Source organism: Streptomyces sp. YGL11-2, assembly GCF_050054615.1.
GTDB lineage: Bacteria > Actinomycetota > Actinomycetes > Streptomycetales > Streptomycetaceae > Streptomyces.
The window spans coordinates 91,416-106,109 of sequence record NZ_JBNHIN010000005.1; the positions used below are offsets into that span (position 1 = coordinate 91,416).

The window sequence follows — 14,694 nt, forward strand, 5'->3', positions numbered from 1 at the left end:
GCATGTACCCCGAGCACGCCCGCCACGCGTCCGCTGAGCGGGCCGTGAAAGTACACCACCCGACCCCGATCACGCCTGCCGTACCCGTCGCCGCGCCGCTCGTTCCCGTCCAGCCCGACAACATCCCGACCGTGGCAAGCGTGGTCCTGCCCGACGGCCGCGTCATCACTGGCTACGCCGTCGAGCCCGCCAAGCCCGAACCGGTCCTCGCCAAGCCGCCCGTCTCCCGCGCGGCAGTGAACATCGCCCTCGGAGGCATCGGGTTCGGCGCGGTCTGCGGCGGACTGCTCCTGCTCACCACGGTCATCGCCGCACTCGCAGCCCTCATCCACCAACTCATCATCCTCGCCGCCGTCATCTTCGGCGGCTGGATCGCCGTACAGGTCTTCACCGGCCGCGACACCGGCGGCAGGACGACGGTCAACATCCGCAAGGCCGTCATCAAGCGGAACAAGTTCTACGGCTGACAGAAGGAGATCAACACCCTTGATCCGACTGCGCATTCAGGTCGCACACTGCCCCCGACCGGCTCTGATTCTGACCGACACACCCTGCCCCGACTGCCTGAACTGCGAGGGCGACGGCGGCACCTCCTACGACTACGGCCACCCGGAAACCGGCGAGTACGAGGGCACCAGCTGGGAGCCCTGTCACTGCTGGAACTACAACCGCTGCTGGCTCCTGCTCCCCCTGCCGCGCCTGCCCCGCGCGCTGCGGCGGACCCCGCCCAGCGGCTACAGCGACGAACCGCCCTTCTAACCCTCGAAAGGACACAGCGTGATCGAGATCCGCGTCATCTGCGACAACACCGACCGCAACCGAGTCACCGCGGCTCTACTGAAGTCCTTCACCCTCAGCAACATTCGCAGCTTCTACAGCAACGACGGCAAGCGCCTGCGGCTGTACGCCACCGCCGACCCCCGACCCGTCGAGGCACAGTGGCCGACGCCGGAAGAGGCGTACGCCAACGCCCCCAGCCTCGACGACGAGAGCGAACAGATCGTGCGTCTCCTCGACGCCGCCGAGGCCTATACGGAGCGGGCCCGCGAGTACGACCTCCGTAGGGCGGCGCTCTTCGACCGCATCACGCTCTTGCCCAACCAGTCCCCGCTCGCGGCCGAGGACGCCGAGGCCGCCGCGTACCTGCTGCTCGACGCCGACAAGTCCAGCGACGGCGACTACCGGGGCGGGCCCTATTCGCCCGAACACCACGCCGCCGAGGGCAACCCCCGCGGCTACGTCCGCCAGGAATACGCCCACTGGCACGCACAGCAGCGGCGCACCACGGACCCCTCCCACTCCTAGCCATGGCTAGGGCGGGCCGCCTCACGCCAATGACTGCGGCCCGCCCTGGTCTCCAGTCCCATCAAGAACTGTGGAGGTCTCCCAGCATGCCCGACCCCAGCACGACCCCGCCACAGCCCCCGGCGCTGCTCCTACGTGCCGCGTCCGCCCTGTGGACGCAGGCCAAGACCGTCTACCTCACTGGCGCCTTCCCCGCCTACGGCAGTCCGGCGTGGTGCGGCCTGCCCGCGGACAGTCCCCAGCGGCTGGCTGCAGCCCTGGACGCCGCTGAGCACTGGCGCCGCCACGTCGCCGAACAGCAGCGTCTCGATGCCCTGGCGGAGTCTGACCCGGAGGCGTGGTTCCGGGAGGTCACTGCCGACGCCAACGAGGAAGCCCGGCGCACCTTGAGCCGCCTGCGGTTGTCGCGCGTGCCGACCACCAACGAGATGGCCGCCCGCCGCCGGCCCCAACCCTCCCGGCCGGTTACGGCCTGCCCTGGCTGGCCGCCGCTCGCCGTCCCCGGCCGCCCCGGCTGGTGGCGCCACTGCATCGACGGCCAGCAGGTCGATCTGCCCCACCGCGAGGCACCCGCACCGGAGAGGAAGGCAGCGGCATGACCGGCGACACCACGGCCATGGTTCCGCACCGGCCCCCGGAGCAGTTGTTCTTCGGGCTGCACGTCATCGCCCCGCCGGACTGGAGCGCCCTCACCCGCGCCACTGTCTTGTGCCGCTGCGGCGCCTACGACCGGGAAGCCCGGGGCCGGGCCGCTGTCCTGCGGCTCGTCGCGGACTGGGACCACCACCGCACCCAGACCTGCCCGCTGCGCACCACTCAGGAAGGGACCCACGCCGCATGACCGGCACGGAAGAACTTCCTGCCCCCACCCACCCCATGGCAGTCGCCCGCCGGCTGCTCCCGGACTGGCAGACCGAAGACGAACAGCTGGCGCACCGGCGCTGGCGGGGGTCGTGGATGCGCTGGAACGGCACCTGCTGGCGGGAGCTGGACGAGGCGCAGGTGCGCGCGGCGATGTACGAGCGGCTGGAGCACGCCATCTACAAGGCCCCCGTCAAGGACGGGGAGTTCGAAGAACGGGATTGGGCGCCGACGAGGCAGAAGATCAGCAACCTGCTCGACGCCCTCGGCGCGATCACCTTGCTGCCTTCGGACGTGGACGCGCCCGCCTGGCTCGACAGCGACGAGGCCGGCCAGCAGGACGACGGGCCGATCGTGGCGTGCCAGAACGGGCTGCTGCGGATCCGGGACCGCAAGCTGCTGCCGCACCGGCCCGGGTTCTTCAACCTGATCTCGATCCCCTTCACCTACGACCCCGACGCCACCGCGCCTACCTGGCACTGGTTCCTGGGGGAGATCTGGCCCGACGAGCCCGACGCGATCCAGGCGCTTCAGGAGTGGTTCGGCTACGTCCTGTCCGGCCGCACCGACCAGCAGAAGATCCTGATGATGGTCGGCCCGTCCCGGTCCGGTAAGGGCACCATCGCCCGCGTGATGAAGGAGATGGTCGGAGAGAAGAACGTCGCCGGGCCCACCCTCGCCGGGCTCGGCACGAACTTCGGCCTCTCGACGCTGGTCGGCAAGCCGCTCGCGACCATCTCCGACGCCCGACTCTCTGCCAGCGACAACAACAGCCAGGTGGTGGAACGGCTGCTGACTATCAGCGGTGAGGACACCATCGACATCGATCGCAAGTACCGCGAGGTGTGGACCGGCAAGCTGCCGACGCGGCTGGTGATCCTCTCCAACGAGCTGCCGCACTTCGGCGACAGCAGCGGGGTCATCGCCCGCCGGTTCCTGCTGCTCAACATGACGGTGTCCTGGCTGGGCAGGGAAGACCCCACCCTCTTCGGCCGACTCGTCGCCGAGATGCCCGGGATCCTCAACTGGGCCTTGGACGGACTCGCCCAGCTCCAGGCCAAGGGCCGGCTCACCGAACCCGCGTGCAGCCGTGAAGCGGTCGCCACCATGCAGGACACCGCCTCACCCACTTCGGCGTTCATCCGCGAACGCTGCTCCACCGGACCGGTGTGCAGCGTGCCCGTGGACACGCTGTGGGGCGTCTGGCGGGAGTGGGCCGAGGACAACAACGTCCGCCCCGGCACCAAGCAGCTCTTCGGCCGCAACCTGCTCTCCGTCATCCCTCAGCTCAACCGCACACGCCCCCGCGACGCCTCTGGCGAGCGGATCGCCACCTACCACGGCATCACCCTCAGCGGATGTTGAACCCACAATCCGCCGGGTCGCGGCCCATCGCGGCCCAACACCTCTGACCTGGGGCTTTCCCCCAGCACCATCGCGACCCATCGCGACCCACCCTGCTCGAAGCTTGGGCCGCGATGGGGCGCACAGAGGCCCCGCAAAACAGCAGGTCACAGCCTTGGGCCGCGATGGGCCGCGACCCACAGCATTGTGACGCCAACTCAACTCAACAGAGAGCCCGGCCCCGTGGAGGTAGCCGTGAGCACAGCTCCACCCACCTCGATCGAGGCGCTGATGGTGCCGGAGGTCATGGAGGCGCTGCGCGTCAGTCGCAGCAAGGTCTACGACCTCATCCGCTCCCGTCAGCTCGAAAGCTTCACCATCGGCCGGTCCCGCCGGATCGCTGCCGACTCCCTTCGAGCCTTCATGTCCCAGAGAATCGAGGAGGCCGCCTGATGGCGCGCAAGAGGAACCCGAACGGCGCCGGCAGCATCTGGCAGCGCAAGGACGGCCGTTACGAAGCTCGCGTCTACGTCCCGCAGCCCGACGGCACTCGCAAGCGCAAGACCGTCTACGGCGCCACCTGGGAAGAGTGCGACACCAAGCGCCAGGAGCTGGTCCGCCGCGACCGGCAGGGCATCCCGACGCCGACCCGGTCGGCGAAGCTCTCCGAGTGGCTGCCGTACTGGCTGGTGGAGCACATCGAGCCCGAGCGGAAGAAGACGACGTACGCGAAGTACGAGACGCACGTTCGTCGCTACCTGATGCCGCAGATCGGCGTGAAGCGTCTGGAGACCTTGGGCGTCGCCGACGTACGCCGGATGCTCGCTGCCGTGCAACGCCAGGCGTCGGCGGCCACGGCCAAGGAATCGCACCGCGTCCTGCGATCGGCCCTCGCTGCCGCGTGCCGGGAGGAGCTGATCAGCCGGAACGTAGCGCAGTTGGTGCCCGCCCCGCGCGTCCAGCCCAGGGAGTTGAAGCCGTGGACGCTGGACGAGACCATCGCATTCCTGGAGGCCGCCCGGACGGATCCGCTGTACACAGCCTTCGTGCTGGCCGTAACGCTGGGCCTTCGGCGGGGCGAAATCCTGGGGCTGCGCTGGTCCGACGTAGATCTGGATCGCCGGGCTCTTTCGGTCCGGAATCAGCTCCAGCGCGTACAGAAGGAGCTGTACGCGGACACGACGAAGAACCGCCGGAGCCGGACGATCCCCTTGCCGCTGAGGTGCATCGCGCCCCTGCGGTGGCAGCGCCTGCGGCAGGCGGCTCAGCGACTCGCCGCCGGGGACGACTGGTCGAACAACGGCGACTACGTCTTCACGACGCGTTCAGGGCGACCGATCGAGCCCCGGAACCTCAGCCGGTCTTTCGAGCGGATCGGGCAGGCCGCGGGCCTACCGCGCATCCGGCTGCACGACGCTCGGCACGGCTGCGCGTCTCTGCTGTTCGCCGCAGGCGTCCCGCCGCGCGTCGTGATGGAGATCCTGGGACACTCGCAGATCGCGGTGACCATGAACGTCTACACCCACGTCTCGGAGGACTCGCGGCGGGAGGCGGTGGGGCACATGGATCGGCTCTTGCGACGCCGTCCGGGACGTCCGGTGTAGGGACTGCCGTCAAGATCTACCGTCAACGCCCCCGTGGAGGGTCTCCGCGAGGGCGTTTTGGCTGGTGGGCACAGACGGATTTGAACCGCCGACATCTGCTTTGTAAGAGCAGCGCTCTACCGCTGAGCTATGCGCCCTGGACGAGCCGACAGACTACCTTGCCCGGGGGCCCGGTCCGCAAACCCGTGGTCGGAGGGCGGGACGGCACTCGTCCGCGGGCGGGAAGTTGCGGGGAGTGTGAACTTACCGGACGGGGTGTTCGTTTCGGTGGGTGGGAGAATGCCAGCCGGCCCTGGGGCGATCCGATCAGGAGAGGGATGTGACGGCGACACATACGCAGCCGCAGCCGCAGCCGTACGAGCAGCGGGCACGCCGTCGATCCCGCGGGGGCCCGGTCCGGGATGTGGTGGGGCTCGTGCTGCTGCCGTTGCCGCTGCTGGCGGCGATGGCACCGATGGCGTTCGCGGGTGGCGGCACCCGCCGCTGGTTCGGGCGCGGGGAGAGCCAGCGGGCCGAGGCGCAGGCCGCGAAGGACGCCGCCGCCGCGGCGTTCTACGAGCTCGACACCGCGCACCGGGACCTGCGGATCTCGGTGGAGACGATCACCGCCGTCGACAGTTCGCAGCGGGCGCGGCAGGCCGCGGTGGAGTACGAGGGGTTCGGCCGGCGGATCGACCAGGTGAGCGAGGGCTACATCACCGCGGTCGACTCGCACGATCTGGACCGGGACGACATCGACGGCGCGGCGGTGGCGCGGGCGCGGGCCGATCTGACGCGGGCCAGGGAGGAGCTGGAGCGCGTCAAGGGGGAGCTCGACTGGTTCGCGCAGAGCCTGGCGCCGCTGCTGGAGGGCGCCGAGACGCAGCTGGCGCGGCTGGCGCCGGCCGTGGAGCGGGCGCGGCAGGCGCTGCTGGCGGCGAGCAACGCGCTGGACGCGGTGCGCGCGCAGGGCCTGCGGGCGGACGATCTCGCGGCCTGGCTGGCGGCGCTCGGCCCGGAGCTGACCAAGCTGAACGAGGGTGCCGGAGCGCACGGCGTACCGGAGACGATCCGGCGCGCAGACGAGGTGCTGCGCACGGCCGAGGAGCTGCGGCGCGAGGCGGAGCGGCTGCCGGAGACGGCGGCGGAGATCGACAAGCGGCTGGTGTCGCTGCGGACCCGTTCGCAGGCGATCACGACCCGTGCCCAGCAGGTCGATCCGGTGCTCAGCGAGCTGCGGCGGCGGTACAGCGCGGCGTGCTGGCAGGACCTCCAGCGGGTGCCGGAGGAGGCCGCGCGGTCCGTCCGGGAGGCCGAGAGCACGCTGCGGGAGGCGCAGCGGGCCCGCGACGAGCAGCGCTGGTCGGACGCCACGAGCCGGCTGGCGACCGTACGGGCGCTGCTGAACACCACGGACGAGGCGGTGTCGGCGGCCGGCGACCGGCTACGGCGGCTGGACGCGGTCTCGTTCGACCGGCAGCAGGAGATCGAGCGCACCCGGTTCGCGGTGCGCGACGCGCAGCGGCTGGCGATGGCCGGCCGGAGCACGCCCGACCCGCGGCACGCCGGCCCGCTGGACGAGGCGGTGGCGCGGCTGGAGCGTGCGGTCGGCGGCCTGGAGGGGCGGCATCCGGACTGGTGGCACTTCCTGACCGAGACGGAGGCGGTACGGGAGACGGCCGCCCGGGTGGTGCAGGAGATCCGCGAGGCGCGGGGCGGCGCGGCGGGCCGCTGAGGCGCGGGAGGGGGTACCGCGCGGGCCGCGGGAGGGGGTGCGGGGCCCTCCGGGGCTCCGTACGTGGAGCGGAGGCGTGGACCTTCCCCGGGCAGCCCGGGCTTCTGCGCTTCGGCGGGCGCGCGATGGCGTGAACCGGTCCCCTGGCGGATCCTGGGAGTGAGTACGGCCAGGCGGCTCATCTGCGCGAAGGAGGCCGGAGATGGCAACTGGGGCTACTGGCGGCACCCTGCACTTCGTGAATCCGTTGCAGCGGCTCAAGCGGCGGCGCGCCCAACTCGACGAGCATCTGCCCGTGGACCACCGGCTCAGCCAGGTCTACCGCATCGGTGCCGGACTGATGGGGCTGGTGCTGATCGCGTTCGGCATCCTCGGTCTGACCCATCACATCGGATTCTTCGACACCGGCGGCGCGACCGTCGCCGAGCTGAACACCAACGGCGCCCTCAGCGTGCTCTCGGTCGTCGTCGGGGCGCTGCTCTTCGGCGGCATGCTGATCGGCGGGAACTTCGCCTCGACCTGGAACATCCTGTGGGGCGCGCTGTTCCTGCTGAGCGGCTTCGTGAATCTGGCGCTGCTCCAGACCGACGCGAACTTCCTGGCCTTCAAGATCCAGAACGTGCTCTTCAGCTTCGTGGTGGGGCTGCTGCTGCTGGTGTTCGGGATGTACGGACGGGTCAGCGGCGGGCTGTCGCACGACAACCCCTACTGGCGCGCCCGGCACCCGGAGGAGGCGGATCGCTTCGCCCGTGGCGAGCTGCACCCGGTGGCCGGGATGACGGCCGGACGGCAGGCGGCGCGGGTGAACATGCAGGGCGCCTGGCACGGCGGACGCGGTTCGCTCGGCCCCGGGACCAGCCTCACCGGCCCCTATCGGCACGCCGGCGACCTCCCCGCCACGGGCGCGGGCCGCGGCGCCGGCGCGAGCGGATCCGCGGACAAGAGCGGCGGTACGGGGACGGGGGCCACCGAGACGGGCGGGGGTGCGGGTCCCGCAACGGACACCCGCACCGGCCCGGACGACACCGGCCGCAAGGAGCGGTGAGCCGGGGCAAGAAGCAGTGCGCCGGGGCGAGGCGGCGTCGGGGCGAGGCGGGGCGAGGGCGTTCGCCCGGTGCGCCCCGCCGGTTGCGGACCGACGGCCGCCGGCCGAGGGACCACCGGCCGAGGAACGGGAGAGCACGGGGAGCAGCCATGACGCAGCGGGCAAACGCCGGCTCCGGGGCGGGACACGGGTCCCAGGGGGCGGTGGTCGAGGCGCTGGCGAAGCGGATCTTCGGCGGCTCATACGGCGAGGGCGACGTCCTCGCCCTGCGGGAGCTGACGGCGGAACTGGGCGCCACCCAGACCGTGTTGCGTGAGGCGATCAAGGTGCTGACGGCCAAGGGGCTGCTCGCCACCCGCCCGAACCACGGCACCTACGTCCGCCCCCGGGAGGAGTGGAACCTCCTCGACTCCGACGTCCTGCGGTGGAAGCTGGCGGCCGGCGCCTCGTCCGACTTCTTCGCCGACCTGCTGGAACTCCGCCGCTCCATCGAGCCCGCAGCGGCGGCGCTCGCCGCGGAGCGCCGTACGGACGACGACCTGGAGGCGCTGAACGCCGCGCTCAGCGCGATGGCTGCGACCGAGGACGATCCGGTGCTGCTCGTACGCGCCGACGCCTCCTTCCACATGGCGATGCTGGCGGCGTCCAACAACCGCTTCTACGCCCAGATGCACCGGGTGATCGTGCCCGTCCTCATCCACCGCGGGCGGGCGATGTACGCCTCCGGCGGGGAGTTCGAGCATCCGCACGCCCGGCACGCGGCGGTGGCCGCGGCCGTACGGGATCGGGATCTCGACGGCGCCTACATGTTGATGCTGGAGCTGCTCGACAAGTCGGCGCGCGACTTTCCGTAGGGCTCGGCGGGGGACGTTCCGCAAGGCTTGCCGCACGACGTTCCGTTGGGCCGGCGCCCCAGCGGGAGGTGCGGGCGCCGTGCCGAGGGGATAGAGGGAGGAGGGGTGGACACCCCGTGCCCCTCGCCGAAAGGACGGTCCCCTCCCCATGGCCCGATCCCTGAAGATCACCCGTATCGAGACGTTCCTGGCCCCGCCGCGCTGGCTGTTCGTCCGGATCGAGACCGACGCGGGCGTCGTCGGCTGGGGCGAGCCCGTCGTCGAGGGGCGCGCCGAGCCGGTCCGGGCGGCCGTGGAGGTGCTGGCGGAGTACCTCCTCGGGCAGGACCCCGCGCGCATCGAGGACCACTGGCAGGTGATGGCCAAGGGCGGCTTCTACCGGGGCGGCCCCGTCCTCTCGTCCGCCGTCGCCGGCCTCGACCAGGCGCTGTGGGACATCAAGGGGAGGCACTGCGGTCTGCCCGTCCACCAACTGCTGGGCGGGCCGGTCCGCGAACGGGTCCGGGCCTATGCCTGGGTCGGCGGCGACGATCCACGGGCCGTCCGGGACGCGGTGGCCGCGCAGGCCGAGGCGGGCTTCACTGCCGTCAAGATGAACGGCTGCGGCCGGATGTCCCCGGTGGCGACCCGCGCCGAGGTGCGCGGCTGCCTGCTGCGCGCCGCCGCCGCCCGCGAAGTCCTGGGCGACGAGCGGGACTTCGCGCTCGACTTCCATGGCCGTGTCTCCCCCTCCAATGCCCGCAGGCTGCTCCCCCTGCTGGCCGAATACGCGCCGATGTTCGTCGAGGAGCCGGTCCTCCCCGAGCACACCGAGGCCCTGCCCGGCCTCGTCGGCGCCTCCGGCATCCCCCTTGCTCTCGGTGAACGTCTCTACACCCGCCGTGAGTTCATGGCTCCGCTCCAGGCCGGTGTGGCGGTCGTGCAGCCGGACATCTCCCATGCGGGCGGCATCTCCGAGCTGCGCCGGATCGCCGCGCTCGCGGAGACGTACGGGGCGCATCTGGCCCCCCACTGCCCGCTCGGCCCGGTGGCGCTCGCCGCCTGTCTGCAAGTCGCCTTCACCACCCCGAACTTCCTCATCCAGGAGCAGTCCCTCGGCATCCACTACAACAAGGGCGCCGAGCTGCTGGACTATGTCGTGGACCCGGAGCCGTTCCGCTTCGAGCAGGGGGCGTTCCTGCGGACCGACCGGCCCGGCCTCGGGGTAGAGGTGGACGAGCGCGCCGTACGGGCGGCGGACGCGGCGGGCGGGCACGCCTGGCGGAACCCGGTCTGGCGGTACGACGACGGCGCGTTCGCGGAATGGTGACACGGCGGACGGCGGCAAAGGCGGCGGCCATGGCAGCGACGGCAGCAGCAGCGGCAGGAGACCGGGGGACGGTGCGATGCGGAACGACGCGGCACGGGACGACGCGATACGGGGCGACGCGATACGGGGCGACGCCGGGAGGTCCGGCCCCGCGACCGGACCGGACGTCCTCACCTTCGGGGAGACGATGGTCGCCCTGCGTGGCAGCGGCCCGCTGAGGCTCGGCGGCACGATGCAGGTCTCCGTCGCGGGCGCGGAGAGCAACGTCGCGATCGGCCTGGCCCGCCTCGGGCACGACGTCCACTGGTCGGGCACGGTCGGCGACGACGAGGCGGGCCGGCTGGTGCTGCGTACGCTGCGGGCCGAGGGCGTCGGGGTGGACGGGGCGGCGACCGACGGCGGCGCGCCCACCGGCCTGATCCTCTTCGAGCCGCGGCTGCCGGACGTGACGCGGGTGCACTACTACCGCGCCGGTTCGGCCGGCTCCCGGCCCGGCGCGTCCGCGATCGAGCGCGCCTTCGCCACCGCCCCACCCCGCGTCCTGCACCTGACCGGCATCACTCCCGCGCTCGGCCCCACGGCCCGGGCGACGGCCCGGCGGGCGCTCCAACTGGCGCGCGGGCACGCCACGCTGGTCTGCCTGGACGTCAACTTCCGCGCCCGGCTCTGGACCGCGGACGAGGCCGGCGCGGTGCTGCGCGAGTGGCTGCCCTCCGTGGACCTCGTCATCGCCTCCGACGACGAGCTGCCGCTGTGCCTGCCCGGACCGCCGGGCGACCCCGGCGAGGGCGCGGCGCGGCTGCTGGACCTCGGCGTCCGCGAGGTGGTGGTGACGCACGGCGCGGCCGGCGCGACGGCGTTCACCGGCGCCGGCTCCAGCCACCGGCCGGCCACCCCGGTGCGGGCGGTGGACCCCGTGGGCGCCGGCGACGCCTTCGTGGCCGGCTACCTCTCGGCGCTCCTGGACGGCGCGGACCTCGCCGGGCGCCTGGCGCGGGCCGCCACCACCGGCGCGTTCGCGGTCGCCTCGCCGGGCGACTGGGAGGGCGCGCCCACCCGCGCTGAGCTGGGCCTGCTGGGCGCGCCGCCCGGCACCGTCGTGCGATGACCGGCACCGCGGATAACCTGTGGCCATGCCTCGTTACGAATACCGGTGCCGCCCCTGTGGCTCCACCTTCGAGCTGAACCGGCCGATGGCCGAGTCCTCCGCCCCGGCCGTCTGCCCGGAAGGCCACGAGGACACCGTGAAGCTGCTCTCCACGGTCGCGGTCGGCGGTTCCGCCGCCGCGCCCGCCCCGGCTCGCGGCGGCGGCGGCTGCTGCGGCGGCGGCTGCTGCGGCTGAGCCGCTACCGCCGGCGGGCCAGCGTCAGCCCGTCCGCCACGGTGAGCAGCACCGACTCCATGCGCCGGTCCTCCCGGACGTGGTCGTTGAACTCCCGGATCGCCAGCGCCGGTCCGGTCGCCGCCGGGTTGGTGACCAGGCCCCGGTACAGGACGTTGTCGGCGACCAGCAGGCCGCCGGGCCGCAGCCGGGGCACCAGCTCCTCCCAGTAGGCGATGTAGCCGCCCTTGTCCGCGTCGAGGTACACCAGGTCGAGGTGCGGCTCGGGCGGCATCGCCCGGAGGGTTTCCAACGCGGGCGCGATCCGCAGCTCGATGCGGTCCGCGACGCCCGCCGCCGCCCATGCCTCCCGGGCGTACGCCGTCCACTCCTCCGACACGTCGCAGGTGACCACCGTGCCGCCGCGCGGCAGCGCCTGCGCCATGGAGAGCGTGGAGAAGCCGGTGAACGTCCCCACCTCGACGACGTGCCGCGCCCCGGTCAGCCGGACGAGGAAGGCCAGCAGCGGCCCCTGCTCCGGCGCCGACTGCATCCCCGCCGCGCCGGGGAACCGCTCGTGGGTGAGGTTCACGAGGTCGCGCTGCGCGGAGTCCAGCGGCGGGTTGTGCGCGAGGACGTAGTCGTACAACTCCGGTGTGATCGGCGTGTTCTTGGACTCGGCCACCAGCACTCCTCCTGATCCCGGGCGGCGGTCCCGGCCGGTGCGGACGGCAACGGCACGGCGCCACAACGACCTAGGAGGCTAGCGGAGTGCCCTCCGTGCCGACGGCTTCATCGGTCGCTCCGCGAGCCACCGGCGGCGGCGCGGAAGGCCCGTACGATCTCCTCGCCCGCCGCCGCCCCGCGCGCCTCCAGCGCGGTGACATGGGGGGCCTGCCAGCCGGCTGCGGCCAGTTCGCCGTGGCCGGGCCGCCAGCCGCGGTCCGCCGCCAGCAGCAGGTCGGCGTCGAGCAGTGAGTCGCCGGCCGCGAGGATCTCGGCGGCGCCGGTGCGACGGGCCACCTCGGCCACCGCGGCGCTCTTGGTGAGCGGCTTCGGCACGGCGTAGAGCTTGCGGCCCTGGAGGGACACCGTCCAGCCGCGGGCGCCGGCCCAGTCGGCGAGGTCCGTGACCCAGCCGTCCGGCAGCAGCGTCCGCTCGACGACCAGATAGACGAAGAGGTCCTCGGCGACGCGCTCCTTGCGGAGCCAGGCCGGGTCGACGGTGCGGACCAGGTGCCCGCGGATCTCGTCCAGCGGTGCGCACCGCGCGGCGAGCCGGGCGGCGACCGTGCGCCGCCAGTCGGGGTCGGACTCGCCCCGTACGAGGAGGTGGCCGCCGTTGGCGCAGACCGCGAACTCCGGGGGCGGGCCGGGGAGATGGATGCGCCGGTACTGCTCCCGGGTGCGGGTGGTGGCCGGTACGAAGGTGACGGTGGCGGCGACGTCAGCGAGCAGCGCGGCGGCCGTCTCGGTCATGTAGGACAGCGGTGCGCGGTCGTGGACCTCGACGCAGAGCAGCCGCGGGGCTTCGGCGTCGGGCTGGGTGAGGTCCAGCGCGGCGGCGGAGTAGATCAGGGTGCGGTCGAGGTCGCTGGCGACGAGTGCGGTCATCGGGAGGCCACCGCCGTGCCGTCCGCGCCGGTGGCCCCGCGGGTGTAGCGGGGGTGGATCAACCCGACGCAGGTGTAGGGGAGTTCGTCGACCTCTTCGACGGGCACCCCGCGCTGGCCGGCGAGCAGGCGCACATGGTCGAGGTCGGTTCCGGCGCCGCGCCGCGCGAGGATCTTCCAGGGGACCCGGCGCAGCAGGACCCGGGTGGTCTCGCCGACGCCGGGCTTCACGAGGTTGACGTCGTGGATGCCGTACGCCTCGCTGATCCGCTCGACGGCCGCCCAGCCCGCCCACGTGGGGGTGCGGTCGGCGGCGGCCAGTTCCGCGACGTCCGCGGCGACCGCCCCGGCGACCTCGTCGAACCGCGCGCCGACCGAGTCCAGGAAGGCGCCGGAGACATCGCTGCCGGCCAGGTCGCGGTAGAACTTGGCGCCGTGGAAGTCGTCCGGCCCCACCAGGTCGGCGCGCAGCACGGTGCGCGATATCAGCCCGGAGACGGTGGAGTTGAGGCAGGCGGACGGGATGAGGAAGTCGTCGCGGGTGCCGTAGGTGTCGACGCAGCCGCCGGGGTCGGCGAGCACCGCGAGCCGCGGGTCGAAGCCGGGGAGGTCCGGGAAGTCCGCGAGGGCGCGGGCCAGTTCGCGGGCGATGGCGCCCTTGCCGGTCCAGCCGTCGACGAAGACGACGTCCGCCGGGTCGTGCCGGTCGGCGAGCCAGCGCAGGGCGGTGGTGTCGATGCCCCGGCCGCGGACGATCGAGACGGCGTAGTGCGGCAGGTCCAGGCCGTGTGCGTGCCGGGCCCAGCGGCGCATCAGCACGCCGACGGGGGTGCCGGCCCGCGCCAGGGACACCAGCACGGGGCGGCGGCCGCGCTCCCGGAGCACGGTCTCGGTGACCGTTCCGACGGCCCGTGCGATACGGCCCGCGGAGGTCTCCAGTGCGCTGCGGAAGAGCGCCTGGTACGCCTCGCTCGGCTGGTACTCGACCGGCAGCGACTCCGCGTAGTGGGCGCCGCCGCTCTGGATGGCCTCCTCGCGCTCCTCGGTGGGCGCTTCGAGGGTGGCCGAGGACAGGTCCTGGAGCAGCCAGCCCACCTCGTCGGGCGCGTACGAGGAGAAGGCGGGGCCGCGCAGCGGCTCGGGAAGGGGCCCGGCCGGGGCCTGCCGGTGCGGGGTGTAGGCGGGGATGACGGCGAGCAGCAGCCGGTCGGTGTGGGCGGCGAGGCGGTCCAGCAGGCCGCCGGGGCCGTGGAGTTCGGGCCGGTCGCCCTCGGAGTCGACGACCGCCACGACGGCGTCGAAGCGGCGCTCCGGGTCGGTGCCGGGGGCGACGTTGTAGGCGTAGCGCTCCCCGGGCCCGTCCGCCGGCCGGTCGTGGGCGGGGAAGGCCAGCCGGGTGCGTATCGCGTAGCCGGGGTCGTCGACGGCGAGCACCGGGGAGCGTGTGGTGGTCGAGAAGCGCACGGCCCGGTCGCCGGTGCCGCCGCCGATCCGGTCGTCGAGGGCCCCGGCGAGGCGCAGCGGTGCGTACATCAGCTCCTCGTTGCCGAGGACGAGGACGCGGCGGGCGCCCGCCAGGTGCTCGGCGATCCGGGCGGCCATGGCCGGCAGCCCGGCCTCCAGGCGCGCCCGGTGCTCCGGGGTGAAGCCGTGCCGTCCGCCGTCCGGCAGCCCCTCGGGCCAGCCGAGGTCGATCCGTACGGCGCCGGCGCCCCGGCCCGAA

The 14,694-nt window shown here is 73.0% G+C and carries 16 protein-coding genes, 1 tRNA gene and 1 pseudogene; 14 read left to right on the forward strand and 4 right to left on the reverse strand.

Features of this window, described 5'->3' with window-relative positions:
* Positions 1–2: 2 nt before the first annotated feature.
* The 8 genes from ACO1BR_RS08145 to ACO1BR_RS08180 all read left to right on the forward strand — a co-directional run bounded on the left by ACO1BR_RS08145 (position 3) and on the right by ACO1BR_RS08180 (position 5,114).
* Entirely contained in the window at positions 3–467 is a 465-nt protein-coding gene (locus ACO1BR_RS08145; protein WP_426794349.1) for a hypothetical protein, read from the forward strand.
* Between the two features lie 19 nt (positions 468–486).
* Complete coding sequence (locus tag ACO1BR_RS08150; RefSeq protein ID WP_426794350.1) at positions 487–759, forward strand: hypothetical protein; 273 nt, start codon at positions 487–489, stop codon at positions 757–759.
* 18 nt (positions 760–777) lie between these two features.
* Positions 778–1,305 carry a hypothetical protein gene (locus tag ACO1BR_RS08155; RefSeq protein WP_426794351.1) on the forward strand — a complete coding sequence of 176 codons (528 nt, stop codon included), beginning with the start codon at positions 778–780 and terminating at the stop codon, positions 1,303–1,305.
* 86 nt (positions 1,306–1,391) lie between these two features.
* A complete protein-coding gene (locus ACO1BR_RS08160; RefSeq protein ID WP_426794352.1) occupies positions 1,392–1,904 on the forward strand; it encodes a DUF2742 domain-containing protein in 513 nt (170 codons plus the stop codon).
* Positions 1,901–2,146 carry a hypothetical protein gene (locus ACO1BR_RS08165; protein ID WP_426794353.1) on the forward strand — a complete coding sequence of 82 codons (246 nt, stop codon included), beginning with the start codon at positions 1,901–1,903 and terminating at the stop codon, positions 2,144–2,146. Before ACO1BR_RS08160 ends, ACO1BR_RS08165 begins: the two co-directional genes overlap by 4 nt.
* Positions 2,143–3,531, forward strand: coding sequence for a DNA primase family protein (locus ACO1BR_RS08170; protein WP_426794354.1), 1,389 nt, complete (start codon positions 2,143–2,145; stop codon positions 3,529–3,531). The genes ACO1BR_RS08165 and ACO1BR_RS08170 overlap by 4 nt, the downstream gene beginning before the upstream one ends.
* Positions 3,532–3,765: 234 nt before the next feature.
* Positions 3,766–3,963, forward strand: a complete 198-nt coding sequence (locus ACO1BR_RS08175) for a helix-turn-helix domain-containing protein (protein ID WP_426794355.1) — start codon at positions 3,766–3,768, stop codon at positions 3,961–3,963.
* Positions 3,963–5,114, forward strand: a complete 1,152-nt coding sequence (locus ACO1BR_RS08180) for a tyrosine-type recombinase/integrase (protein ID WP_426794356.1) — start codon at positions 3,963–3,965, stop codon at positions 5,112–5,114. The genes ACO1BR_RS08175 and ACO1BR_RS08180 overlap by 1 nt, the downstream gene beginning before the upstream one ends.
* 62 nt (positions 5,115–5,176) lie before the next feature.
* On the opposite strand, the gene ACO1BR_RS08185 is transcribed toward ACO1BR_RS08180, so the two are convergent.
* Positions 5,177–5,251, reverse strand: a tRNA-Val gene (locus tag ACO1BR_RS08185).
* Positions 5,252–5,433: 182 nt separating this feature from the next.
* Between ACO1BR_RS08185 and ACO1BR_RS08190 the strand changes: the two genes are divergently transcribed.
* From ACO1BR_RS08190 to ACO1BR_RS08215, 6 genes and pseudogenes are all read left to right on the forward strand, one after another.
* Positions 5,434–6,828 carry a hypothetical protein gene (locus ACO1BR_RS08190; protein WP_426794357.1) on the forward strand — a complete coding sequence of 465 codons (1,395 nt, stop codon included), beginning with the start codon at positions 5,434–5,436 and terminating at the stop codon, positions 6,826–6,828.
* Positions 6,829–7,030: 202 nt separating this feature from the next.
* A pseudogene (locus tag ACO1BR_RS08195) lies at positions 7,031–7,570 on the forward strand (DUF4383 domain-containing protein); the annotation flags it as partial.
* Between the two features lie 452 nt (positions 7,571–8,022).
* Positions 8,023–8,727 (forward strand): FadR/GntR family transcriptional regulator, encoded by a 705-nt coding sequence (locus tag ACO1BR_RS08200; RefSeq protein WP_426794358.1) that lies wholly within the window; start codon positions 8,023–8,025, stop codon positions 8,725–8,727.
* A 160-nt stretch (positions 8,728–8,887) separates the two neighbouring features.
* Positions 8,888–10,036, forward strand: a complete 1,149-nt coding sequence (gene dgoD, locus ACO1BR_RS08205) for a galactonate dehydratase (protein WP_426794504.1) — start codon at positions 8,888–8,890, stop codon at positions 10,034–10,036.
* A gap of 76 nt (positions 10,037–10,112) precedes the next feature.
* Entirely contained in the window at positions 10,113–11,144 is a 1,032-nt protein-coding gene (locus ACO1BR_RS08210) for a sugar kinase (RefSeq protein ID WP_426794359.1), read from the forward strand.
* A gap of 25 nt (positions 11,145–11,169) precedes the next feature.
* Positions 11,170–11,379, forward strand: a complete 210-nt coding sequence (locus ACO1BR_RS08215; protein ID WP_426794360.1) for an FmdB family zinc ribbon protein — start codon at positions 11,170–11,172, stop codon at positions 11,377–11,379.
* Between the two features lie 4 nt (positions 11,380–11,383).
* On the opposite strand, the gene ACO1BR_RS08220 is transcribed toward ACO1BR_RS08215, so the two are convergent.
* The 3 genes from ACO1BR_RS08220 to ACO1BR_RS08230 all read right to left on the reverse strand — a co-directional run.
* Positions 11,384–12,043, reverse strand: coding sequence for an O-methyltransferase (locus ACO1BR_RS08220; RefSeq protein WP_426794361.1), 660 nt, complete (start codon positions 12,041–12,043; stop codon positions 11,384–11,386).
* Positions 12,044–12,150: 107 nt separating this feature from the next.
* Entirely contained in the window at positions 12,151–12,972 is an 822-nt protein-coding gene (locus ACO1BR_RS08225; RefSeq protein WP_426794362.1) for an HAD family hydrolase, read from the reverse strand.
* Positions 12,969–14,694, reverse strand: a 1,726-nt coding sequence (locus ACO1BR_RS08230) for a cysteine protease StiP domain-containing protein (RefSeq protein ID WP_426794363.1), incomplete at its 5' end; no start/stop codon positions are given. The genes ACO1BR_RS08230 and ACO1BR_RS08225, both read right to left, overlap by 4 nt.